The sequence below is a fragment of the Kitasatospora sp. NPDC088351 genome, assembly GCF_040685575.1.
In the GTDB taxonomy this organism is placed as follows: Bacteria; Actinomycetota; Actinomycetes; order Streptomycetales; family Streptomycetaceae; genus Kitasatospora.
Map to the genome: position 1 here is coordinate 34,090 of NZ_JBFBIL010000007.1, position 22,253 is coordinate 56,342.

Here is a 22,253-nt window from a genome sequence, read left to right on the forward strand (position 1 = left end):
GTGGAGCCGACCATGCCCACCGCCCCCACACCGTCCCCCGCGCCGTCCCCCACTCCGCCTCCGACCGCCGGTTCGGCCGGCGGGACCGCGCTGCTCGCCGAGTTGCGCACCGAGATAGCCCGCGCGGACAGCAAGGCCGCCATCCTGGTCGCCGCCCTCGGCGTGCTGGTCGGAGTCCTGGGAGGCCTGCTCGCCGGCGGCGACTGGCGCCCGGAGCGGCTCGCCGGGCCGGCCGAGGTGCTCCTGATCTCCGGCGCCGCCGGCCTGGCCGCCTCGCTGCTCTCGCTCCTGCTCGCGGTCCTGCCCCGCTACCGGCGGAGCACCTGGTGCCCGGGGCGTCCGCTCGCCTACTTCGGCGACATACGCCGCGCCACCCGGCAGGGCCTGCTGGCCGAAGCCCTCGCCGACACCGAACGGCTCGCCACCGAGGGCGTGCTGACGGCACTCGCCGACACCAGCCTGATCGTCTCCCGGAAGCACCGCTGGGTCCGGACCGGGGTGTTCTCCTTCGGGCTCGGGATGCTGCTGCTGGTCACGGCCCTGCTCATCGGCTGACCCCTCCCGCACGTCCGTCCGCACCGCCGCACCACTCGTCGACCGTGCCCGGCGCCGTTCCCGCGCGCCCATCACCGAGGATCCCGCCATGTCCGAGCCGACCTTTCCGGCCGCGCCCCAGCCCGCCGCACCGCAGTGCCCGACGATCCCTCCGCAGTACCCGACGCCGACGGGCGAAAGCCGGCCCGCCCCGACGTACCCGACCGTCCCACCCGTCGCACCGCCGTACCCCACACCCTCGAGGACGGCGCCCCCCGCGCCCCCGAAGACGGCCCCGCAGCCGTCCGCCGACCGGCCGGTCGACCCTGCCGTCGACATCGCACCGCACACCGGCCGGGTCCACCTCGCCGCCCGCCAGCGCGGCGCGGACGCCACCACACTCGGACAGCTGGCCCTCCAGCTCCCGCACTTCCTCTGCAGCCTGGCCACGGTCTGGCTGCTCTCGCTCCTCCTCCCGACCGCCCTCGGCTACCTGGTGATCGCCCTCTGGGTCGCCTCCGGCGCCCTGGTCTTCCACCGCCCCACCGAGCGCCTGCTCGCCCGCTACCTCTTCCATCTGCGGGTCCCGCTCCGCTCCGACCTGGAACGGCTGGAGCCGATCTGGCAGCAGGTCACCATGAAGGCCGGTGTGGACGGCTCCGTCTACGACCTCTGGATCGAGGAGAACCACCAGCTCAACGCCTCGGCGGCGGCCGGACACATCGTCAGCGTCACCCGCTACTCGCTGGAGAAGCTCCCGCCCGCCCAGCTCGCGGGCGTCCTGGCCCACGAACTCGGCCACCACCGCGGCGGTCACGCCTGGGCCACCCTGCTGGGCTACTGGTACTCCCTGCCGGGCCGGCTCACCTGGCTGGCGTTCCGGTTCGCGGCGTCCTTCCTGTTCCACTTCACCGCGTTCTTCTCCGGTCTCGGCGCCCTCGCGGTGGCCATCGCCTGCGGCGCCCTGGCCGTCGCCGCCGCGCTCGTCTTCCCGCCGCTGCTGATGGTCCTGGTCACGCCCTACCTGATCGCGGCGGTCGGCCGGCGCTCCGAGCTCCGGGCCGATCTGCAAGCGGCCGAAGCGGGATTCGCCGACGCCATGCTGGAGGTCCTGCACACCTTCCGGGCCGCAGAGGCGGCGGAGCTCGAAGCCGCCCGGAGGGCCAACGGGGGCCGGCAGGTGCGGCCGGGCCTGGTCGCCCGTCTGCTCTCCACGCACCCCGACCCCCACACCCGGATCCGGCGGCTGGAGGACTGGCGCGCGGCCCGGCGGTGACCGCCCCCGAAACGCCGCAGGGCGGCCACCCCGAATCGGGGTGACCGCCCTGCGGTACGAGACCGTCAGCCCGTGTAGGGGCCGTAGTCGTAGTCGTCCAGCGGAACCGCCTGGCCGGAGCCGGCGCCGAAGGGCGACAGGTCGTAGTCGTCGTAGCCGACGGCCGAGTACATCGCGGCCTTGGCCTCTTCGGTCGGCTCGACCCGGATGTTGCGGTAGCGGGGCAGACCCGTACCGGCCGGGATGAGCTTACCGAGGATGACGTTCTCCTTGAGGCCCAGCAGCGGGTCCGACTTGGCGTGGATCGCCGCGTCGGTGAGGACCCGGGTCGTCTCCTGGAAGGAGGCGGCCGACAGCCAGGACTCGGTGGCCAGCGAGGCCTTGGTGATACCCATCAGCTGCGGACGGCCGGAGGCGGGGTGACCGCCCTCGGAGACCACCCGACGGTTCTCGGTCTCGAAGCGGCCGCGCTCGACGAGCTCGCCCGGGAGCAGCTCGGCGTCGCCCGACTCGATGATCGTCACACGGCGGAGCATCTGCCGGATGATGATCTCGATGTGCTTGTCGTGGATCGACACACCCTGCGAGTTGTAGACCTTCTGGACCTCGGCGACCAGGTGGATCTGGACGGCACGCTGGCCCATGATCCGCAGCACGTCGTGCGGGTTGGTGGCACCCATGGTCAGCTTCTGGCCGACCTCGACCGCCTCGCCCTCACTGACGAGCAGCTTCACACGCTTGGAGACCGGGTAGGCGATCTCGTCGGTGCCGTCGTCCGGCGTGACGACCAGCTTGCGGGTCTTCTCGGTGTCCTCGATGCGGACCCGGCCCTGGGCCTCCGAGATCGGGGCCACACCCTTGGGGGTACGGGCCTCGAAGAGCTCGACGACACGGGGCAGACCCTGGGTGATGTCGTCACCGGCCACACCACCGGTGTGGAAGGTACGCATGGTCAGCTGGGTACCGGGCTCACCGATGGACTGGGCGGCGATGATGCCGACCGCCTCACCGATGTCGACCAGCTTGCCGGTGGCCAGCGAACGCCCGTAGCACATGGCGCAGGTGCCGACGGCCGACTCACAGGTCAGGATCGAGCGGGTCTTGACCTCGCCGATGCCGTGGCGGATCAGCTCGTCGATCAGCACGTCACCGAGGTCGGTGTTGGCGGTGGCAAGGAGCTTGCCGTCCACCGTGATGTCCTCGGCGAGCATGCGGGCGTAGACGCTGGTCTCGACGTCGTCGGCCTTGCGGAGCACACCGTCGACGCCCACGGAGCCGATCGCCAGCTTCAGGCCGCGCTCGGTGCCGCAGTCCTCCTCGCGAATGATGACGTCCTGGGAGACGTCGACCAGACGACGGGTGAGGTAACCGGAGTCGGCGGTACGCAGAGCGGTGTCGGCCAGACCCTTACGGGCACCGTGGGTGGAGATGAAGTACTCCAGCACGGACAGGCCCTCACGGAACGACGCCTTGATGGGACGGGCGATCGTCTCGTTCTTCGCGTTCGACACCAGACCACGCATACCGGCGATCTGGCGCATCTGCATCATGTTTCCACGAGCACCCGAGTCGACCATCATGAAGATGGGGTTCGTCTTCGGGAAGTTCTCGTTCATGGCCTCGGCGACCTCGTTGGTCGCCCGGGTCCAGATGCCGATGAGCTCCTGCTTGCGCTCGTCGTTGGTGATCAGACCGCGCTCGTACTGCTTCTGGATCTTCTCGGCCTGCGCCTCGTAGCCCTCAAGGATCTGGCCCTTGCTCGGCGGGACGACGACGTCGGAGATCGAGACGGTGACACCGGAACGGGTCGACCAGTGGAAGCCGGCCGCCTTCAGGTTGTCCAGGGTCGCCGCGACGACGACCTTCGGGTAGCGCTCGGCCAGGTCGTTGACGATCGCGGAGAGCTGCTTCTTGCCCACCTCGTAGTCGACGAACGGGTAGTCCTCGGGCAGCAGCTCGTTGAAGAGCGCGCGGCCCAGGGTGGTGCTCAGGCGGAAGGACTCGCCCTCGAACCAGGACGACTGGCCGTCCTCGTCCACCGGCGGGGTCCAGCCGCGCGGCGGGACGGTGCCGATCGGCAGACGCAGCTCGATCGGGGCCTGGACGTCCAGCTCGCGGGCGTCGAAGGCCATGATCGCCTCGGCGGTCGACGAGAAGGTGCGGCCGGCGCCCTTCACGTTCTCGCGGTCCGAGGTGAGGAAGAACAGACCGAGCACCATGTCCTGGGTCGGCATGGTGACGGGGCGACCGTCGGCCGGCTTCAGGATGTTGTTCGAGGACAGCATCAGGATGCGGGCCTCGGCCTGCGCCTCCGCGGAGAGCGGCAGGTGGACGGCCATCTGGTCGCCGTCGAAGTCCGCGTTGAACGCGGTGCAGACGAGCGGGTGGATCTGGATGGCCTTGCCCTCGACCAGCTGCGGCTCGAAGGCCTGGATGCCGAGGCGGTGCAGGGTGGGCGCACGGTTCAGCAGAACCGGGTGCTCGGCGATGACCTCTTCGAGGACGTCCCACACGACCGGGCGGGCGCGCTCGACCATGCGCTTGGCCGACTTGATGTTCTGCGCGTGGTTCAGGTCGACCAGGCGCTTCATCACGAACGGCTTGAAGAGCTCCAGCGCCATGGCCTTGGGCAGACCGCACTGGTGCAGCTTGAGCTGCGGGCCGACGACGATGACCGAACGGGCCGAGTAGTCGACTCGCTTGCCGAGCAGGTTCTGACGGAAACGACCCTGCTTGCCCTTCAGCATGTCGCTGAGGGACTTCAGCGGGCGGTTGCCCGGGCCGGTGACCGGACGGCCGCGGCGGCCGTTGTCGAACAGCGCGTCGACGGCCTCCTGGAGCATGCGCTTCTCGTTGTTCACGATGATCTCGGGGGCACCGAGGTCGAGCAGGCGCTTCAGGCGGTTGTTGCGGTTGATGACGCGGCGGTACAGGTCGTTCAGGTCGGAGGTCGCGAAGCGGCCACCGTCCAGCTGCACCATCGGACGCAGGTCCGGCGGGATGACCGGGACGCAGTCCAGCACCATGCCGTTGGGCTTGTTGGTGGTCTGCAGGAACGCGGAGACGACCTTGAGGCGCTTCAGCGCACGGGTCTTCTTCTGGCCCTTGCCGGTGCGGATGATCTCGCGCAGGCGCTCGGACTCCTCCGCCAGGTCGAAGGTCTCGAGGCGGTCCTTGAGGGCCGCCGCGCCCATCGAGCCGGAGAAGTAGGTGCCGAAGCGGTCGCGCAGCTCGCGGTAGAGCAGCTCGTCGCCCTCGAGGTCCTGGACCTTGAGGTTCTTGAAGCGGGCCCACACCTCGTCGAGGCGGTCGAGCTCGCGCTGCGCGCGGTCGCGCAGCTGCTTCATCTCGCGCTCGGCGCCCTCGCGCACCTTGCGGCGCACGTCGGCCTTGGCGCCCTCGGCCTCCAGCTCGGCCAGGTCGGTCTCGGCCTTCTTGGCACGGGCCTCGAGGTCGGAGTCGCGGCGGTTCTCGATCTGCTGACGCTCGACCGAGACGTGCGCCTCCAGGGACGGGAGGTCGCGCTGACGGCGCTCGTCGTCCACCCAGGTGATCATGTAGGCGGCGAAGTAGATGACCTTCTCGAGGTCCTTCGGCGCCAGGTCGAGCAGGTAGCCCAGACGCGACGGGACACCCTTGAAGTACCAGATGTGGGTGACCGGAGCGGCCAGCTCGATGTGGCCCATCCGCTCACGGCGCACCTTGGCGCGGGTCACCTCGACGCCGCAGCGCTCACAGATGATGCCCTTGAAGCGGACGCGCTTGTACTTACCGCAGTAGCACTCCCAGTCCCGGGTCGGGCCGAAGATCTTCTCGCAGAAGAGGCCGTCCTTTTCGGGCTTCAGGGTGCGGTAGTTGATGGTCTCCGGCTTCTTGACCTCGCCGTGCGACCACTGGCGGATGTCGTCGGCGGTGGCCAGGCCGATGCGGAGCTCGTCGAAGAAGTTGACGTCAAGCACTGGTCGTCAAGCCCTCTTTCGTAAGTCGAGAGTCGTTCATGTGGTCTGAGGGGGGCCTGGGGGCGGGCCGGCTGCTCAGCGGGCAGCCGGCCCAACCTCCGTCAGACCTCTTCGACGCTGCTGGGCTCGCGCCGGGACAGGTCGATGCCGAGCTCCTCGGCGGCGCGGAACACGTCCTCGTCGGAGTCCCGCATCTCGATGGACTGGCCGTCCGAGGACAGCACCTCCACGTTGAGGCAGAGCGACTGCATTTCCTTGATGAGCACCTTGAAGGACTCGGGAATGCCGGGCTCGGGGATGTTCTCGCCCTTGACGATGGCCTCGTAGACCTTCACGCGGCCGAGAACGTCGTCGGACTTGATGGTGAGCAGTTCCTGCAGCGCGTAGGCCGCGCCGTACGCCTCAAGGGCCCACACCTCCATCTCACCGAAGCGCTGACCACCGAACTGCGCCTTACCACCGAGCGGCTGCTGGGTGATCATCGAGTACGGACCGGTCGAACGGGCGTGCAGCTTGTCGTCGACCAGGTGGTGCAGCTTGAGGATGTACATGTAGCCGACCGAGACCGGCATCGGGAACGGCTCGCCGGAGCGGCCGTCGAACAGCCGGGCCTTACCGGTGGAGTTCACCAGTCGCTCACCGTCACGGGTGAGGGTGGTGTTGTCCAGCAGGCCGGTGATCTCGTCCTCGCGGGCGCCGTCGAAGACCGGGGTGGCGAGGTTGGTGCCACCCTCGACGGTGTCGGCGCCGATCGCCTGCAGGCGCTGGGCCCACTCGTCGGCGAGGCCGGAGACGTCCCAGCCCTGCTTGGCGAGCCACCCGAGGTGGATCTCCAGGACCTGTCCCGGGTTCATTCGGGACGGGACACCCAGCGGGTTCAGGATGATGTCGACCGGGGTGCCGTCCTCCAGGAACGGCATGTCCTCGACCGGCAGGATCTTGGAGATGACGCCCTTGTTGCCGTGACGGCCGGCGAGCTTGTCACCGTTGGTGATCTTGCGCTTCTGGGCCACGTAGACGCGGACCAGCTGGTTCACGCCGGGGGGCAGCTCGTCGCCCTCTTCGCGGTCGAAGACGCGGACGCCGATGACCTTGCCGGACTCACCGTGCGGCACCTTGAGCGAGGTGTCGCGGACCTCACGGGCCTTCTCACCGAAGATCGCGCGCAGCAGGCGCTCCTCCGGGGTCAGCTCGGTCTCACCCTTCGGGGTGACCTTGCCGACCAGGATGTCGCCGGTGACGACATCGGCGCCGATGCGGATGATGCCGCGCTCGTCGAGGTCGGCGAGGACCTCCTCGGAGACGTTCGGGATGTCCCGGGTGATCTCCTCGGGGCCCAGCTTGGTGTCACGGGCGTCGACCTCGTGCTCCTCGATGTGGATCGAGGAGAGGACGTCGTCCTGCACGAGGCGCTGCGACAGGATGATCGCGTCCTCGTAGTTGTGACCCTCCCAGGACATGAACGCCACGAGCAGGTTCTTGCCGAGGGCCATCTCGCCCTCGTCGGTGCAGGGACCGTCCGCGAGCACCTGGCCGGACTCGACCCGGGCGCCCTCGTCCACGAGCACCTTCTGGTTGAAGGCGGTGCCCTGGTTGGAGCGGGTGAACTTGGCGGCGCGGTACGTGGTGTACGTGCCGTCGTCGTTGGCCACGGTGACGTAGTCGGCCGAGACCTCCTGGACGACACCCGCCTTCTCGGCCGTGATGACATCGGCGGCGTCGACCGCGCAGCGGTACTCCATGCCGGTGCCGACCAGCGGGGCCTCGCTCTTCAGCAGCGGCACCGCCTGGCGCATCATGTTCGAGCCCATGAGCGCGCGGTTGGCGTCGTCGTGCTCGAGGAACGGGATCATGGCGGTCGCGACCGACACCATCTGGCGCGGCGAGACGTCCATGTAGTCGATCTCGCTGCCCGGGATGTAGTCGATCTCGCCGCCACGGCGGCGGACCAGGACACGCGGCTCGGCGAAGTGCAGGTCCGCGGTCAGCGGGGCGTTCGCCTGGGCGATGACGTAGCGGTCCTCCTCGTCGGCGGTGAGGTAGTCCACCTGCTCGGTGACCACACCGTCGACGACCTTGCGGTACGGGGTCTCGATGAAGCCGAAGGCGTTGACCCGGCCGTACGAGGCCAGCGACCCGATCAGACCGATGTTCGGGCCTTCGGGGGTCTCGATCGGACACATGCGGCCGTAGTGCGAGGGGTGCACGTCACGGACCTCGAAGCCGGCGCGCTCACGGGAGAGACCGCCGGGGCCGAGGGCGGACAGACGGCGCTTGTGGGTCAGGCCCGACAGCGGGTTCGTCTGGTCCATGAACTGCGACAGCTGGCTGGTGCCGAAGAACTCCTTGATGGAGGCGACGACCGGCCGGATGTTGATCAGGGTCTGCGGCGTGATCGCCTCGACGTCCTGGGTGGTCATGCGCTCGCGCACGACGCGCTCCATACGGGCGAGACCCGTACGGACCTGGTTCTGGATGAGCTCGCCGACGTTGCGCAGGCGGCGGTTGCCGAAGTGGTCGATGTCGTCGACCTCGACCACGATGTCGCGGCCGGCGTCGTCACGCCACTCGGTCTCGCCCGCGTGCAGCTTCACCAGGTACTTGATCGCACCGATGATGTCGGGCTCGGTGAGCACGCCGGAGTCCAGCGACTCGGCGTTGCCCAGCTTGCGGTTGACCTTGTAGCGGCCGACCTTCGCGAGGTCGTAGCGCTTCGGGTTGAAGTAGAGGTTCTCGAGCAGCGTCTGCGCGGCCTCACGCGTGGGCGGCTCGCCCGGACGCAGCTTGCGGTAGATGTCCAGCAGCGCGTCGTCCTGGCCCTGGGTGTGGTCCTTCTCCAGGGTGGCGCGCATCGACTCGTACTCGCCGAACTCCTCGAGAATCATCTCGTTGGTCCAGCCGAGAGCCTTGAGCAGCACCGTGACGGACTGCTTGCGCTTGCGGTCGATGCGGACACCGACCATGTCACGCTTGTCGATCTCCATCTCGAGCCAGGCACCACGCGAGGGGATGACCTTGCAGGAGTAGATGTCCTTGTCGGACACCTTGTCCAGGGTGGAGTCGAAGTAGACACCGGGGGAACGGACGAGCTGGGAGACGACGACACGCTCGGTGCCGTTGATCACGAACGTGCCCTTGTGGGTCATGAGCGGGAAGTCGCCCATGAAGACCGTCTGAGACTTGATCTCACCGGTCTCGTTGTTCGTGAACTCGGCCGTGACGAAGAGCGGGGCGGCGAACGTGAAGTCGCGGTCCTTGCACTCGTCAATCGAGTTCTTCGGCGGCTCGAAACGGTGGTCGCGGAAGGTCAGCGACATCGACCCACTGAAGTCCTCGATCGGGGAGATCTCTTCGAAGATCTCCTCCAGACCGGACTTCGTGGGGACGTCCTGACCACTCTCCAGGGCCGCCTCGACCCGGGACTTCCAGGCCGCGTTGCCGAGCAGCCAGTCAAAGCTCTCGGTCTGCAGGGCCAGGAGGTTCGGGACCTCAAGGGGCTCCTTGATCTTCGCGAACGAGACGCGGAGCGGGGCGGTGGATGCGGCGGAATTGTTCGAGGCGTTGCGCGGCGCGGCCAAGAGGGGGGTCCTTCCGAGGGCTCGGAGCTCACTGCGCGCGTACCAGCCGGGCCTGGACGGGTTTGGTGCCGCCTTCCGCCACTGGCCTCCGCCGGGATCGAAATCCCAGGTCAGAGCCGTTTTGCGAAGGCAGTGCCAGACCCCTTCAGGGCAACGCCGACTCCGGGCGACGAGTCACGGAGCAGCTAACAGGCAGCGCAAAGGGACAGTGTAGCCAAACGGCACACTGCTGTCCAGCTCTGATTCGGAGACCGAATCGGAGACTCCTCCCGGTAGCCGGCGGACGCGTACGTCCACCGGGTACTGCACTGGCCCGGACACCGCCGGGCCCCATAACTCACGTGGAGTCACTTCCCGCTGAAGCCGCTGGTTATGCATCCAGCGGCGAACCAACCGGGCGGACTCGCGCCTTGAGAATCGCGCGCCGCGCCTGGTTCGTCAAGGGCCGGCCTCCGGCGCGGACCTCGACCCGTCCATCGGCCGGAAGCCCCCTGGCGTTACAGAAGCCGTGGTGGGGGCCACAGACGATGACAGCGATCACCATACCCGCCCGCACCGACAGTGCCGAGTGGGCTCTCGGCCACACTGGCGGCGGGCCTCCCGGGGGCCCGCTGGGGCCGGGTACGCGAAAAGGCCGGGCCGACCACCCGCAAGGGTGATCGGCCCGGCCTCGGGCCCCCTCAGAGGGGGCTCGGGGGTACTGCCTCCCGGCCGTCAGGGCCGGGAACAAGTCACTTGACGGTGACCTTGGCGCCGGCGGCCTCGAGGGCAGCCTTGGCCTTCTCGGCAACGTCCTTGGCAACCTTCTCCAGGACCTTGGCACCAGCGGTGTCAACGAGGTCCTTGGCCTCCTTCAGGCCGAGGGAGGTCAGGGTGCGCACCTCCTTGATGACCTGGATCTTCTTGTCGCCGGCACCCTCGAGGATGACGTCGAACTCGTCCTGCTCCTCAGCGGCCTCGACCGGGGCGCCCGGGGCAGCGATGCCCACGGCGACCGGGGCGGCAGCGGTGACGTCGAACTTCTCCTCGAAGGCCTTCACGAAGGCGGCGAGCTCGATGAGGGTGAGCTCCTCGAACTGCGCGAGCAGCTCGTCCTGGGACAGCTTCGCCATGATTGGCGTCCTTCCACTAAATCGGCAGGTGGTGCCGTATGTACGGGTTGGGCGGGCACGGGCCCGCAGCGAGGCGGTCAGCCTGCGGCCACGTCCTGGAGGGACATGGTGGTACTACTCCGCGGCCTCGTCCTCGGCGGCGGGAGCCGGCGTACCGGCACCGCCCTGCTCGACCTTGTCGCGAAGCGCGTCCACAGTGCGGACGAGCTTCGAGGGCAGGGCCTGGAAGAGCGCGGCAGCCTGCGACTGCTTGCCCTTCATGGCGCCGGCCAGCTTGGCGAGCAGCACCTCGCGGGACTCGAGGTCCGCGAGCTTCTTGATCTCATCGGCGGTCAGCGCCTTGCCGTCAAGGACACCGCCCTTGATGATGAGAGCGGGGTTCTCCTTGGCGAAGTCACGCAGAGCCTTCGCCGACTCCACCGGGTCACCGGTGACGAAGGCAACAGCCGTCGGACCCGCGAACAGGTCGTCCAGCTCCGTGATCCCGGCCTCGTTGGCAGCGATCTTGGTCAGCGTGTTCTTCACCACGGCGTACTGGGCGTTGTCACCCAGCGAGCGACGCAGGGTCTTAACCTGCTTCACCGTCAGACCGCGGTACTCGGTCAGCACGGCCGCGTTCGAGGCACGGAACTTGTCCGTGATCTCGGCGACGGCGGCAGCCTTGTCGGGCCTTGCCATAGGCTTACGCCTCCTTCCGTGATGTCGAAGTCGGGCCGACCGCGAAAGTCGACCATCTGTGCCTCGGACCGACCGGTCGTACGGAAGGAAAGCTCCTGCGGAAAAGCAGATGAGCCCCGGTGCGCAGGCGCACGGGGCTCAGTTCGACCTCGACAGGTGCACGCGAGACGCGCGAACCCGGAAGTCCAAGCTCCAAACACTCCTGCGCGGGCTGCCTGCGACAAGTCGCAGATCCTTCGGTCCCGTACTCCTCGCGGAGGCACGGCGACAACCAGCGGTCTTTGGCTCCGGTAACAGTAGCCGGACTCCGCCGTCCGGGGCAAATCGGCGCAGGTCGGCCCCTCGGAACGGCCGGCGGCGCGGTCAGCGGGCCAGTGAGGAGACGGTGCGGGTGCCGACGTCCTTGGTGTCCGCCTCGGCGGGGGCCTGCACCGAGAGGGGGCCGGCGAAGTCGGTGTAGAGCACCGAGTCGTCCGCCCGGCCGCTGTCCCCGGTCCCCGTGCGCTCCAGCTTGACCAGCTGGTCCTTGTCGTTCAGCCAGAGATCCAGGGTCAGCGAGACCGAGCCGCCGGGGGCCAGCGCGGCCCGCAGCCCGTCCCGGCGGGCCTGGCTCAGCTGGGTCTGGGCGGCCGCGTACCGCTCGGCGCTGGTGGTGACCCGGTAGTGCTCCACCGTCGAGTCGTCGAACTTCTCCTCGCCGACGTACTGCGGGTCCGTCTCCGCGGCGGTGGCGGCGGCCATCGCCTCGACCGGGTTGAGCAGGTCGATCAGCCCCGCGTACGGGATCTCCCGGTGGCCGTCCTGGCCCGGCTCGCCGGAGAACCGCTCCCAGTGCTTCCCGCCCAGCCGGGCCGCGGTGGCGGTGTCGCCGCCCTGGTAGGCCACGGTGTCCACGACGATCAGCTGCTCGGCGTCGGCCGGGGTGGAACGTTTGACCTGGAGGGCGGTCTTCGGCTGCCAGAACAGCGGTCCGGAGCCGGCGTCCGCCCCCAGCCGGTAGCTGACCTTGGCCCGGCGGGCGGTCTGCATCGCGAGCTGGGCCGAGAGCAGGACACCGTGCGGCGACCGGTCGGTCGGCTTGGCCGGGCCGGTCGGGGAGGCGCTGGTCGGGGTCGGGGTCGGGGTGCCGGACGGCTCCGGCGAGAGGCCGGAGGCCTGGCCGCACGCCGTCAGACCGCTCGCCAGCAGCACGGCGGCCACCGTGGCCGCCAGTCGCCGCCGCACCACCATTGCCCGACTCCCCTTTCGACCGGCCACCCGTCCCGGCGGCTCCGCTCCCCGCTCACCATGCCACCCGCTCCGCGACCTGCCGCCGCCACCCCCCTCGTACGCGAGCCGGGCGGGCTCGGCCGAAGAGCGCGAGCAGGTCCTTCTCGCCGCCGAGGTCGCCGTCCGTGCCGACCACCCGGATCCCGATCGCCCCGGCCTCCCCCTCGCCCGTCACGTCGGCCGCGGTGACGGCGACGGCGACGGAAGCGAGGCGCGGAGCGCGCATGGGGGGTCCCCCGTGTGATCGAACTCCAAGCTGATTCTCAGCTCATGTGCAGCGGACTCTAACGGATCGCCAGGTCCGCCCGGCCACAACGCGCGGCCCCCGGCGGCTCAGTCCGTCGCGGCCGGTGGCTCCGTACCCGCCCCGGGCTCGGAGACGTCCGTCGTGGTGACCACGGTCGCGCCGGTCCCCTGGGCGGTGGCGCGCAGCCGCAGCAGGCGGTCCCCCGGCGCGACCCAGAAGTCGTAGCCGATCGCCGTGACCCCGCGCTCCCGGTAGTAGGCCAGCACCGCGGCGAGCCGGTCGGCGGTGAGCCCCTGGTCGGCGCCGAAGAAGTCGGTCACCGGAGCGGTGGCCCGGTAGTGCGCCACCGTGCCGCCGGCCAGTTCCTCGCCACCGAGCGAGGTGAACCTGCCGGTCAGCGCCATCGTGTACGCCCGGCCGCCCGGGTTGGCGACCAGCCCGGTCATCCAGCCGCCCGCGTAGCCGCCCGGGCCGGCGCCGGCCGCCGCGCGCGGGTCGAGCGACTCGGCGTCGGCCCGGTCCGCGTGCCTGGCCGGCCCGCCCTGGTACGCGAGGTCGAGCGCGCCGTTCCGGGCGGTCAGCAGGCCGGCGCCCAGCTCGTCGGTGACGGTCAGATCGGCCGTGTCGCGGGCGCCCCAGACCAGCGTGCCGCTCGCGGTGCGCCGCCCGGCCGGGCCCTCCTCGACCACGTCGACCCGCGCGCCGCCGGCGTCGTCCAGCGTCCGGACGGCCGAGAGCAGGACCTGCTTGGGCGGCCGGACGGTGCCCCGCTCGCCGTCGGGGGTGCGGTTCCCCGGCACTCCCATCCCGCTGCACGCCGCCGTGGCGCCGAGCAGCAACAGGGCCGCCACGAGGGCGGCGGGTCGAAGGGCTGGCGGCACGGCAACACTCCGGCGGTCGGCTGATCGATCACATGCGCGGACCGGCCGAGCGTACGACGGACCGCGCACCGGTCGCGCCCCGCCCCGGTCCCGGTCCGGGAACGACGACGGGCCCGCACCCCCGGTGAAGGGGGTACGGGCCCGTCGTACGGACTACTGCTGCGCCCAGGACGCGGCTACCGGTCGGAGCGGGAGGCTCAGAGGGCGGCCGGGTCCTCCTCGACCAGGAGGTTGCGGGTGCGGTTCGGGTCCACCTGGATGCCGGGGCCGATCGTGGTGGAGACCGCGGTCTTCTTGATGTAGCGGCCCTTGGCGGCGGACGGCTTGGCGCGGAGCACCTCGTCCAGCGCGGCGGCGTAGTTCTCGACCAGCTGCTCGTCGGTGAAGGAGACCTTACCGATGATGAAGTGCAGGTTCGAGTGCTTGTCGACGCGGAACTCGATCTTGCCGCCCTTGATCTCGTTCACGGCCTTGGCCACGTCCGGGGTCACGGTGCCGGTCTTCGGGTTCGGCATCAGGCCACGGGGACCGAGCACGCGGCCGAGGCGGCCGACCTTGCCCATGAGGTCCGGGGTGGCGACGACGGCGTCGAAGTCGAGGCGGCCCTTGGCGACCTCGTCGATGAGCTCGTCGGAGCCGACGATGTCGGCGCCCGCAGCACGCGCGGCCTCGGCACGCTCGCCGGTCGCGAAGACCAGGACCCGAGCGGTCTTACCGGTGCCGTGCGGGAGGATCACGGTGCTGCGGACCATCTGGTCGGCCTTGCGCGGGTCGACGCCCAGACGCATGGCGACCTCGACGGTGCCGTCGAACTTGGTGGTGCTGGTCGCCTTGGCGAGGCGGATGGCCTCGAGGGGGGCGTAAAGGCGCTCGCGGTCGACCTGAGCGTCCGCGGCCTTCAGAGCCTTGCTGCGCTTCACTGCTGCTCCTGAATGATGAATGGAGTTGTGGTATCAACGGGCCGCGCTGGCCCTACCACAGGGACGAAAAGAGCTGGTCAGCCCTCGACGGTGATGCCCATCGACCGGGCGGTGCCGGCGATGATCTTCGACGCCGCGTCCAGGTCGTTGGCGTTCAGGTCGGGCATCTTGACCGTGGCGATCTCGCGGACCTGGGCGCTGGTGAGCTTGGCGACCTTGGTCTTGTGCGGCTCGCTGGAGCCCTTGTCGACGCCCGCGGCCTTCAGGATGAGGCGCGCGGCCGGCGGCGTCTTCGTGATGAAGGTGAAGGAACGGTCGTCGTAGACCGTGATCTCCACCGGCACGATCATGCCGCGCTGCGACTCGGTCGCGGCGTTGTAGGCCTTGCAGAACTCCATGATGTTGACGCCGTGCTGGCCCAGCGCGGGGCCGACCGGCGGCGCCGGGTTGGCCGCACCGGCGTTGATCTGGAGCTTGATAAGCCCCGTGACCTTCTTCTTCTTGGGAGGCATTTCTCTCCGGGTCCTTCCGAGAGGTGATTGCTGGCGCGTGCGAGGCCGGGGCGACACCCGGCCGCCTGCACACACATCGGACCAGGCTAACGCGGATGCGCCGCTGGACCAAAACGACTTCGGGGCGGGGCCGAAGCCCCGCCCCGAAGCAGTGGCTTCGTACTAGTTCTTCTGGATCTGGTCGAAGGAGAGCTCGACCGGGGTCTCCCGGCCGAAGATCTCGACCAGGCCCTTGACCTTCTTCGAGTCCGGGTTGATCTCGTTGATGGTCGCCTGCAGGGTCGCGAACGGGCCGTCGGTGACGGTGACCGAGTCGCCGACCTCGAAGTCGAGCACCTGGATCTCGCTGGGCTTGACCGGGGAGGGCTTGCCGGCCTCCTTGGCCGCCTGGCGCTCCACGTCCGGGGCGAGCATCTTGACGACCTCGTCCAGGGTCAGCGGGTACGGGTCGTAGGCGTTGCCGACGAAGCCGGTGACACCGGGGGTGTTCCGCACGACGCCCCAGGACTCGGGGGTGAGGTCCATGCGCACCAGGACGTAGCCGGGGAGCTTGTTCTGGCGGATGGTCTTGCGGTCGCCGTTCTTGATCTGGACGACCTCCTCCTGCGGCACCTCGGCCTGGAAGATGTACTCCTCGACGTTCAGCGAGACCGCGCGCTGCTCCAGGTTCTGCTTCACCCGGTTCTCGTAGCCAGCGTAGGTGTGGATCACGTACCACTCGCCCGGCATGAAGCGCAGGTCCTCGCGGAACTTGGCGACCGGGTCGACCTCGACGGCCGGCTCGGCCTCCTCGGCGGCCTCGTCGGTGGCCTCCTCGTCGGCGGCGGCCTCGTCGGCGTCCTCGGCGGCGGGCTCCTCGTCGGACTCCACGTGCAGCGCGGCCTCCTCGGCGGGCTCGCCGGCCTCGGCCTCGTCGTACGCCTCGGCCTCGTCCTCGTCGCTGTCCGCGGCGTCCACGATCTGCTCGGCGGACTCGGCTTCGACAGCCAGCTCGGCCGCGTCCAGCTCGGCGGCGACATCCGCCTCGCGGACGGTCTCGTCGGCGTCGTACAGGGGGGACTCAGACACGGTGGCTGCTTCTTTCCTGGAGATGGTGAAGGTGGCGCGCTCCGGGATCGACTTCGGCGCGGCTCCGCTCACGCGGGCGCCAGGAGACGTCTCGGAGACTTCAACAGTACCGAGTCAACGGTAGCGGCCTCGTACGTTCGGCGCCGACAGCTCGACCCGGGCCGAGGATCGGCCCGGGTCGGGAAGCTGTTTCACAGGTGGGACGCTCGGTCAGCCGAAGATCCAGAGGCTGAGCTTGGAGAATCCGTAGTCGAGGCCGGCCACGAAGGCCATCACCACGACGACGAACACGACCACGACGGTGGTGTAGTTGACCAGCTCGCTGCGGGTGGGCCAGACGACCTTGCGCAGTTCGGCGATGATCTGGCGGTAGAACAGGGCAAGACGGGCGAACGCGCCCTTCTTGGCCCGCTTGCCGGACTTCTTGTCGCCTGAACGGTCTGCCCGCTTGCGGTCGCGGCGCGAAAGGGCCTTCTCATCGCCCTCGGCGGGCGTGGTTTCGGCAGCGCCGTCGGCACCCTCGGGGTTGCCGCTCTCAGGCGTTGCGGTGGAGCCCGTGGTCTCCGTCACTCGTCCTCACCTGAATCCGGGTCCTGCCGAGCATCACCTGCGTGCCCGACAGGGCACGAGCGGCCGGCTAAAGCGGGTGCTGATCGGTGCCCTCTCCGCATCAAGCCCGCTCGCTCTGTGGAGCGAACGGGCTGAATACGGATCAAGCAGCAGGGCAAGAGGGACTTGAACCCCCAACCGCCGGTTTTGGAGACCGGTGCTCTACCAATTGAGCTATTGCCCTACGGTGCCTCGCGGCTCCGGTAGCGACCACCAACCTACCTCATCTCCCGCCGCTGTCTGTACAGGCAGTGGAAGCTTTGGCTTCTCGGTGGCCGTCGAGCAGTGAGTGTACGTGGTCCGGGGGTGTTTGGTCGAACCTTTTCTTCGAGCCGTCGCAGGTCCGGGCCGCCATGTGGACGAGCGGGTACGCATGGTGAAACCGCCATGCCCGGTCCGTCCCGGTTCTGCGACGATGCAGGCATGAGCGCTTCCACCCCGCAGCCCGACAGTTCCGTCCGCCCCGCCGACCGACGGGTCTCCGCCCGGATCGGCGCCATCGCCGAGTCCGCGACCCTCGCCGTCGACGCCAAGGCCAAGGCCCTCAAGGCGGCCGGCCGTCCGGTGATCGGCTTCGGTGCCGGTGAGCCGGACTTCCCGACCCCGGACTACATCGTCGAGACGGCCGTCGAGGCCTGCCGCGACCCGAGGAACCACCGCTACACCCCGGCCGGCGGCCTGCCGGAGCTGAAGGCCGCGATCGCCGCCAAGACGCTGCGCGACTCCGGCTACGAGGTGGACGCCTCCCAGGTGCTGGTGACCAACGGCGGCAAGCAGGCGATCTACGAGGCGTTCGCCGCGATCCTCGACCCGGGCGACGAGGTCATCATCCCGGCCCCGTACTGGACCACCTACCCGGAGTCGGTGCAGCTGGCCGGCGGTGTGCCGGTGGAGGTCGTGGCCGACGAGACCACCGGCTACAAGGTCTCGGTCGAGCAGCTGGAGGCCGCCCGCACCGAGAACACCAAGGTGGTGCTCTTCGTCTCGCCGTCCAACCCGACCGGCGCGGTGTACACCGAGGCCGAGGCCGAGGCGATCGGCCGCTGGGCGCTGGAGCACGGCCTCTGGGTGCTCACCGACGAGATCTACGAGCACCTGGTCTACGGCGACGCGACGTTCACCTCGCTGCCGGCCCTGCTGCCCGAGCTGGCCGACAAGACCATCGTGGTCAACGGGGTCGCCAAGACCTACGCGATGACCGGCTGGCGGGTGGGCTGGGTGATCGGCCCCAAGGACGTCGTCAAGGCCGCGACCAACCTGCAGTCGCACGCCACCTCGAACGTCTCCAACGTCGCGCAGCGCGCCGCGATCGCCGCCGTCAGCGGCGACCTGACGGCCGTCGAGGAGATGCGCACCGCCTTCGACCGCCGCCGCAAGACCATCGTGCGGATGCTCAACGAGATCGAGGGCGTGCTCTGCCCCGAGCCCGAGGGCGCGTTCTACGCCTACCCGTCCGTCAAGGGCGTGCTGGGCAAGGAGATCCGCGGCAAGCGCCCGCAGACCTCCGGCGAGCTGGCGGCGCTGATCCTGGACGAGGCCGAGGTCGCGGTCGTCCCCGGCGAGGCCTTCGGCACCCCGGGCTACCTGCGGCTGTCCTACGCGCTCGGCGACGCCGACCTGGCCGAGGGCGTGAGCCGGATCCAGAAGCTGCTCGGCGAGGCCCGCGACTGACCCGCGCCGCACCGCCCCCGTCGGCGCCGACCCGGCGCATTGACGGGGCGCATTGAGTGGAACCGCCCCCTTTTCACCCCTTCGGGGGATGCGAAGGGGGCGGTTCCCGTATCCGGGCCCGATACGGCAGTATCGGCGAATGGAACGCCTGCCAAATCCGCGAGACGTCAGGGACCTCCCCAAGGCCCACCTGCACCTGCACTTCACCGGCTCGATGCGCCCCGCCACCCTGCTGGAACTGGCCGACAAACACGGCATCCGGCTGCCGGAGGCGCTCAGCTCCGGCGAGCCGCCCAGACTGCGGGCGACCGACGAACGCGGCTGGTTCCGCTTCCAGCGCCTCTACGACACCGCCCGCTCCGTCCTGCGGGGCGAGGACGACATCCGCCGGCTGGTGCTGGAGACCGCCCAGGACGAGCGGCGGGACGGCTCCCGCTGGCTGGAGATCCAGGTCGACCCGACCTCGTACGCGCCCATGCTCGGCGGGCTGATCCCCGCCCTGGAGCTGATCCTGGACGCCGTGGAGCAGGCCGCCGAGGCCACCGGGGTGGGCATCCGGGTGCTGGTCGCCGCGAACCGGATGAAGTCCCCGATGGACGCCCGGACCCTGGCCCGGCTGGCCGTCCGGTACGCCGACCGGGGCGTGGTCGGCTTCGGCCTCTCCAACGACGAGCGCCGCGGCCTCGCCCGGGACTTCGACCGGGCCTTCGACATCGCCCGCAAGGGCGGTCTGCTGGCCGCCCCGCACGGCGGCGAACTGGCCGGGCCGGAGTCCGTCCGGGACTGCCTGGACGACCTGGGCGCGGGCCGGATCGGTCACGGCGTCCGGGCCGCCGAGGACCCCTGGCTGATGCAGCGGCTGGCGGACCGCCAGATCACCTGCGAGGTCTGCCCGTCCTCCAACGTCTCGCTGGGCGTCTACGAGTTCGCCGAGGACGTCCCGCTGCGCAGGCTGTTCGACGCCGGCGTGCCGCTGGCGCTCGGCGCCGACGACCCGCTGCTGTTCGGCAGCCGGCTGGCCGACCAGTACGCCCTGGCCCGCGACGTGCTCGGCTTCGGCGACGCCGAGCTCGCCGAGCTGGCCCGCCAGTCGGTGCGCGGCTCGCGCGCCCCGGAGAGCGTCCGCAAGGAGCTGCTGGCGGACATCGACACCTGGCTGGGGGACGGCACCGGCCCGTGGCCTACAGCCTGACGCCCACCATCACCGGCTCGTTGACCAGCTCGACGCCGAAGGCCGCCCGGACCCCGTCGCGGATCTCCCGGGCCAGCGCCAGCAGGTCGTCGGCGGTGGCGGCGCCGCGGTTGGTCAGGGCCAGGGTGTGCTTGGTGGAGAGGGTGGCCGGGCCGTCGCCGTAGCCCTTGCCGAAGCCGGCCCGGTCGATCAACCAGGCCGCCGAGGTCTTGGTGCAACCGTCCGGCGCCGGGTAGGCGGGGGCGTTCTCGGTGCCCGGGCGGGTGCGGAAGGACTCGTACTGGGCGGCCGTCAGCACCGGGTTGGTGAAGAAGGAGCCCGCCGACCAGGTGTCGTGGTCGGCCGCGTCCAGCACCATGCCCTTGCCCGAACGCAGCGCCAGCACGGCGTTCCAGGCGACGTCGACACCGACCCGCTCGCCCTGCTCGACGCCCAGGTGGCGGGCCGTCTCGGCGTAGCGGACGGGGGTGGAGAGGCCGCCGTTGTCCTCCAGCGCGAAGCGCACCCGGAGCACCACGTAGCGGTCCGGGTCGGCCTTGAAGCGGCTGTGCCGGTAGGAGAAGACGCACTCGGCGTTGGAGAGGGTGACCACCTCGCCGGCCCGGCGGTCGTACGCGACCACCTCGGTGACGGACTGCGCCACCTCCTGGCCGTACGCGCCGACGTTCTGCACGGGCGTGGCGCCGGCCGACCCGGGGATGCCGGCCAGGAACTCGATGCCGGCCAGGCCGTGGCCGACGGTGCGGGCCACCGCGTCCTCCCAGACCTCGCCGGCGGCCAGCTCCAGCGTGAGGCCGTCCAGCGCGAAGCCGGTGGTGGCGATCCGCAGCACGGTGCCGGCGAAACCGGCGTCACCGATCACCAGGTTGGAGCCGCCGCCGATGACGAGCAGCGGCTCGCCGGCCGCGTCGGCCTCACGGACGGCGGCCACCACCTCGTCGTCGGTGTGCGCGGACACCAGTCGGCGGGCCGGGCCGCCGAGCCGGAGGGTGGTGAGCGGGGCGAGGGGGGCGTCGAGTTCTACCAGCACGCCCACCAGCGTACGGGGAGGGCGCGGCGCCCCTCTCCCCGTACGCCCCGGGGCTCAGGCCAGCCGGACGACCGCGCGGGACATGCCCAGCACCTTCCGGCCGTCGGCGGTGGCCAGCAGGTCGACCTGGACCCTGCGGTCGTCCAGCAGCTTGGCCACCTTGCCGGTGACCTCGATCACGGCGCCGACGCCGTCGTTGGGCACCGGCACCGGGCGGGTGAACCGCACGCCGTACTCGACCACCGCGGCCGGGTCGCCGACCCAGTCGGTGACCACCCGGATCGCCTCGGCCATGGTGAACATGCCGTGCGCGATGACGTCCGGCAGGCCGACCTCCAGGGCGAACTTCTCGTTCCAGTGGATCGGGTTGAAGTCGCCGGAGGCACCCGCGTACCGCACCAGGGTGGCGCGCGTCACGGGAAAGGACTGCGCGGGCAGCTCGGTGCCGACCGCGACCTCGTCATAGCTGATCGCCATCGCGTTACTCCCCCGCCTCGTCGGCGGCCCGGGCCACCAGGGTCATGATCGACGTCACCACGTGCTCGCCGCTGCCGTCCGTCACCTCGCCACGCACCGTGAGGACGTCGTTGCCGGCGAGCGACTTGATGTTGTCGATGGTCACCGCGACCGAGAGCCGGTCCCCCGCGCGCACCGGCCGGGTGTAGGCGAACTTCTGGTCCCCGTGCACCACCCGGGTGTAGTCCAGGCCCAGCTGCGGGTCCTCGACCACCTGGCCGGCGGCCTGGTAGGTGATCACGAACGGGAAGGTCGGCGGGGCGATCACGTCCGGGTGGCCGAGGGCCCTGGCGGCCTCCGGGTCGCTGTACGCGGGGTTGGCGTCGCCCACGGCGACGGCGAACTCGCGGATCTTCTCCCGGCCGACCTCGTACGGCTCGGTGGGCGGATAGGTCCGCCCGATGAAGGAGGGGTCGAGCGCCATGGGCAACTCCTCAACTGTCCGGTGCCACCGAAGTGGGTCACAGAGAGCGGGTCACGGAAACGGGTGACAAAAAAGACTCCGGACCGCACCCAGTGAGGGATGCGGCCCGGAGTCGAAGACCTGAGTCACACAGGCCCGATGCCCTGCAACAGGGTCAGCGGGTCTCGCGGTGCGCGGTGTGCGAGTTGCAGCGGGGGCAGTGCTTCTTCATCTCAAGACGGTCCGGGTCGTTACGCCGGTTCTTCTTGGTGATGTAGTTCCGCTCCTTGCACTCCACGCAGGCCAGCGTGATCTTCGGGCGGACATCGGTGGCAGCCACGGGAGTGCCTTCCTTGGACAATGAATAAGAACACAACAAGAGTAGCCGACCGGGAGTGCGATCTCCCGACCGACTACGCGGGGTAGCGGTGACCGGACTTGAACCGGTGACACAGCGATTATGAGCCGCTTGCTCTACCAACTGAGCTACACCGCCACAGTGATCCGCAGCACAGCCGTAGCTGACCGCTTTTCACCAGAGCCCCCATGCGGAATCGAACCGCAGACCTTCTCCTTACCATGGAGACGCTCTACCGACTGAGCTATAGGGGCGAACGAGGAAGAGATTACACGTTCCGCGCCCAGAGGTGAAATCCGTATCCCGGCGCGAAGACCGCAGGTCGGCGGGGTGCGCGGATGACCGATCGAAGGCCGGGCGTTCGACCACCCCCCCGGCCGCGCGGCCCGACCCGATACGACTATTGCCCGCCTCCCGTCGCCCCGCGCCCGGCCGCCATA

At 69.9% G+C, this 22,253-nt stretch carries 19 protein-coding genes and 3 tRNA genes; 4 read left to right on the forward strand and 18 right to left on the reverse strand.

The genetic code is table 11. From position 1 onward, the window contains the following. Positions 1 to 12 precede the first annotated feature (12 nt). Positions 13 to 555 (forward strand): Pycsar system effector family protein, encoded by a 543-nt coding sequence (locus tag AB0P06_RS07595; RefSeq protein WP_363605844.1) that lies wholly within the window; start codon positions 13 to 15, stop codon positions 553 to 555. Positions 556 to 643: 88 nt separating this feature from the next. Beyond that, positions 644 to 1,810, forward strand: coding sequence for a M48 family metalloprotease (locus AB0P06_RS07600; RefSeq protein WP_363605845.1), 1,167 nt, complete (start codon positions 644 to 646; stop codon positions 1,808 to 1,810). Positions 1,811 to 1,875: 65 nt separating this feature from the next. On the opposite strand, the gene AB0P06_RS07605 is transcribed toward AB0P06_RS07600, so the two are convergent. The 12 genes from AB0P06_RS07605 to AB0P06_RS07660 all read right to left on the reverse strand — a co-directional run bounded on the left by AB0P06_RS07605 (position 1,876) and on the right by AB0P06_RS07660 (position 16,827). Next, positions 1,876 to 5,769 (reverse strand): DNA-directed RNA polymerase subunit beta', encoded by a 3,894-nt coding sequence (locus AB0P06_RS07605; protein ID WP_363605846.1) that lies wholly within the window; start codon positions 5,767 to 5,769, stop codon positions 1,876 to 1,878. Between the two features lie 101 nt (positions 5,770 to 5,870). Then, positions 5,871 to 9,347 carry a DNA-directed RNA polymerase subunit beta gene (gene rpoB / locus AB0P06_RS07610; RefSeq protein ID WP_363605848.1) on the reverse strand — a complete coding sequence of 1,159 codons (3,477 nt, stop codon included), beginning with the start codon at positions 9,345 to 9,347 and terminating at the stop codon, positions 5,871 to 5,873. Positions 9,348 to 10,078: 731 nt separating this feature from the next. Further along, complete coding sequence (gene rplL / locus AB0P06_RS07615) at positions 10,079 to 10,459, reverse strand: 50S ribosomal protein L7/L12 (RefSeq protein ID WP_363605850.1); 381 nt, start codon at positions 10,457 to 10,459, stop codon at positions 10,079 to 10,081. A gap of 114 nt (positions 10,460 to 10,573) precedes the next feature. Beyond that, positions 10,574 to 11,137: a 50S ribosomal protein L10 gene (gene rplJ, locus AB0P06_RS07620; RefSeq protein WP_363605851.1), complete on the reverse strand. Its 564-nt coding sequence runs from the start codon at positions 11,135 to 11,137 to the stop codon at positions 10,574 to 10,576. A 363-nt stretch (positions 11,138 to 11,500) separates the two neighbouring features. Beyond that, the gene (locus AB0P06_RS07625) at positions 11,501 to 12,367 is read right to left on the reverse strand and encodes a hypothetical protein (RefSeq protein WP_363605853.1); all 867 of its coding nucleotides are present in this window, start codon (positions 12,365 to 12,367) and stop codon (positions 11,501 to 11,503) included. Between the two features lie 52 nt (positions 12,368 to 12,419). Then, a complete protein-coding gene (locus AB0P06_RS07630; RefSeq protein WP_363605855.1) occupies positions 12,420 to 12,632 on the reverse strand; it encodes a hypothetical protein in 213 nt (70 codons plus the stop codon). A 107-nt stretch (positions 12,633 to 12,739) separates the two neighbouring features. Then, positions 12,740 to 13,534, reverse strand: coding sequence for a hypothetical protein (locus AB0P06_RS07635; RefSeq protein ID WP_363605857.1), 795 nt, complete (start codon positions 13,532 to 13,534; stop codon positions 12,740 to 12,742). Positions 13,535 to 13,731: 197 nt separating this feature from the next. Next, on the reverse strand, positions 13,732 to 14,454 hold the full coding sequence (rplA, locus tag AB0P06_RS07640; protein ID WP_363605858.1) for a 50S ribosomal protein L1: 723 nt from the start codon (positions 14,452 to 14,454) through the stop codon (positions 13,732 to 13,734). A gap of 77 nt (positions 14,455 to 14,531) precedes the next feature. Continuing rightward, complete coding sequence (rplK, locus tag AB0P06_RS07645) at positions 14,532 to 14,966, reverse strand: 50S ribosomal protein L11 (RefSeq protein WP_363605859.1); 435 nt, start codon at positions 14,964 to 14,966, stop codon at positions 14,532 to 14,534. Between the two features lie 162 nt (positions 14,967 to 15,128). After that, positions 15,129 to 15,971: a transcription termination/antitermination protein NusG gene (gene nusG / locus AB0P06_RS07650; protein ID WP_363606048.1), complete on the reverse strand. Its 843-nt coding sequence runs from the start codon at positions 15,969 to 15,971 to the stop codon at positions 15,129 to 15,131. Between the two features lie 273 nt (positions 15,972 to 16,244). Beyond that, positions 16,245 to 16,604: a preprotein translocase subunit SecE gene (secE, locus tag AB0P06_RS07655; protein WP_363605860.1), complete on the reverse strand. Its 360-nt coding sequence runs from the start codon at positions 16,602 to 16,604 to the stop codon at positions 16,245 to 16,247. A gap of 150 nt (positions 16,605 to 16,754) precedes the next feature. Then, positions 16,755 to 16,827, reverse strand: a tRNA-Trp gene (locus tag AB0P06_RS07660). A 239-nt stretch (positions 16,828 to 17,066) separates the two neighbouring features. Between AB0P06_RS07660 and AB0P06_RS07665 the strand changes: the two genes are divergently transcribed. Both AB0P06_RS07665 and AB0P06_RS07670 read left to right on the forward strand, forming a co-directional pair. Beyond that, entirely contained in the window at positions 17,067 to 18,314 is a 1,248-nt protein-coding gene (locus tag AB0P06_RS07665) for a pyridoxal phosphate-dependent aminotransferase (protein WP_363605861.1), read from the forward strand. Between the two features lie 139 nt (positions 18,315 to 18,453). Continuing rightward, positions 18,454 to 19,506: an adenosine deaminase gene (locus AB0P06_RS07670; protein ID WP_363605863.1), complete on the forward strand. Its 1,053-nt coding sequence runs from the start codon at positions 18,454 to 18,456 to the stop codon at positions 19,504 to 19,506. Here AB0P06_RS07670 and AB0P06_RS07675 read toward each other — a convergent pair. The 6 genes from AB0P06_RS07675 to AB0P06_RS07700 all read right to left on the reverse strand — a co-directional run bounded on the left by AB0P06_RS07675 (position 19,496) and on the right by AB0P06_RS07700 (position 22,067). After that, on the reverse strand, positions 19,496 to 20,536 hold the full coding sequence (locus tag AB0P06_RS07675) for a UDP-N-acetylmuramate dehydrogenase (protein ID WP_363605865.1): 1,041 nt from the start codon (positions 20,534 to 20,536) through the stop codon (positions 19,496 to 19,498). The two genes, AB0P06_RS07670 and AB0P06_RS07675, sit on opposite strands and share 11 nt — an antisense overlap. Before the next feature lie 54 nt (positions 20,537 to 20,590). Next, positions 20,591 to 21,013, reverse strand: a complete 423-nt coding sequence (locus AB0P06_RS07680) for a MaoC family dehydratase (protein WP_363605866.1) — start codon at positions 21,011 to 21,013, stop codon at positions 20,591 to 20,593. Between the two features lie 4 nt (positions 21,014 to 21,017). Continuing rightward, entirely contained in the window at positions 21,018 to 21,476 is a 459-nt protein-coding gene (locus AB0P06_RS07685) for a MaoC family dehydratase N-terminal domain-containing protein (protein WP_363605867.1), read from the reverse strand. 154 nt (positions 21,477 to 21,630) lie between these two features. Then, positions 21,631 to 21,795: a 50S ribosomal protein L33 gene (gene rpmG, locus AB0P06_RS07690; RefSeq protein ID WP_006604855.1), complete on the reverse strand. Its 165-nt coding sequence runs from the start codon at positions 21,793 to 21,795 to the stop codon at positions 21,631 to 21,633. Between the two features lie 83 nt (positions 21,796 to 21,878). Then, positions 21,879 to 21,951 (reverse strand) — tRNA-Met (locus AB0P06_RS07695). A 43-nt stretch (positions 21,952 to 21,994) separates the two neighbouring features. Continuing rightward, a tRNA-Thr gene (locus tag AB0P06_RS07700) sits at positions 21,995 to 22,067 on the reverse strand. Between the last annotated feature and the right edge of the window lie 186 nt (positions 22,068 to 22,253).

Coding starts and splice junctions, on each gene's coding strand:
- rplJ (WP_363605851.1), bottom strand. CDS start 11,137: ATGGCAAGGCCCGACAAGGCTGCCGCCGTCGCCGAGATCACGGACAAG.
- rplL (WP_363605850.1), bottom strand. CDS start 10,459: ATGGCGAAGCTGTCCCAGGACGAGCTGCTCGCGCAGTTCGAGGAGCTC.
- AB0P06_RS07665 (WP_363605861.1), top strand. CDS start 17,067: ATGAGCGCTTCCACCCCGCAGCCCGACAGTTCCGTCCGCCCCGCCGAC.
- AB0P06_RS07600 (WP_363605845.1), top strand. CDS start 644: ATGTCCGAGCCGACCTTTCCGGCCGCGCCCCAGCCCGCCGCACCGCAG.
- rplK (WP_363605859.1), bottom strand. CDS start 14,966: ATGCCTCCCAAGAAGAAGAAGGTCACGGGGCTTATCAAGCTCCAGATC.
- AB0P06_RS07630 (WP_363605855.1), bottom strand. CDS start 12,632: ATGCGCGCTCCGCGCCTCGCTTCCGTCGCCGTCGCCGTCACCGCGGCC.
- AB0P06_RS07625 (WP_363605853.1), bottom strand. CDS start 12,367: ATGGTGGTGCGGCGGCGACTGGCGGCCACGGTGGCCGCCGTGCTGCTG.
- AB0P06_RS07595 (WP_363605844.1), top strand. CDS start 13: ATGCCCACCGCCCCCACACCGTCCCCCGCGCCGTCCCCCACTCCGCCT.
- AB0P06_RS07680 (WP_363605866.1), bottom strand. CDS start 21,013: ATGGCGATCAGCTATGACGAGGTCGCGGTCGGCACCGAGCTGCCCGCG.
- AB0P06_RS07670 (WP_363605863.1), top strand. CDS start 18,454: ATGGAACGCCTGCCAAATCCGCGAGACGTCAGGGACCTCCCCAAGGCC.
- AB0P06_RS07685 (WP_363605867.1), bottom strand. CDS start 21,476: ATGGCGCTCGACCCCTCCTTCATCGGGCGGACCTATCCGCCCACCGAG.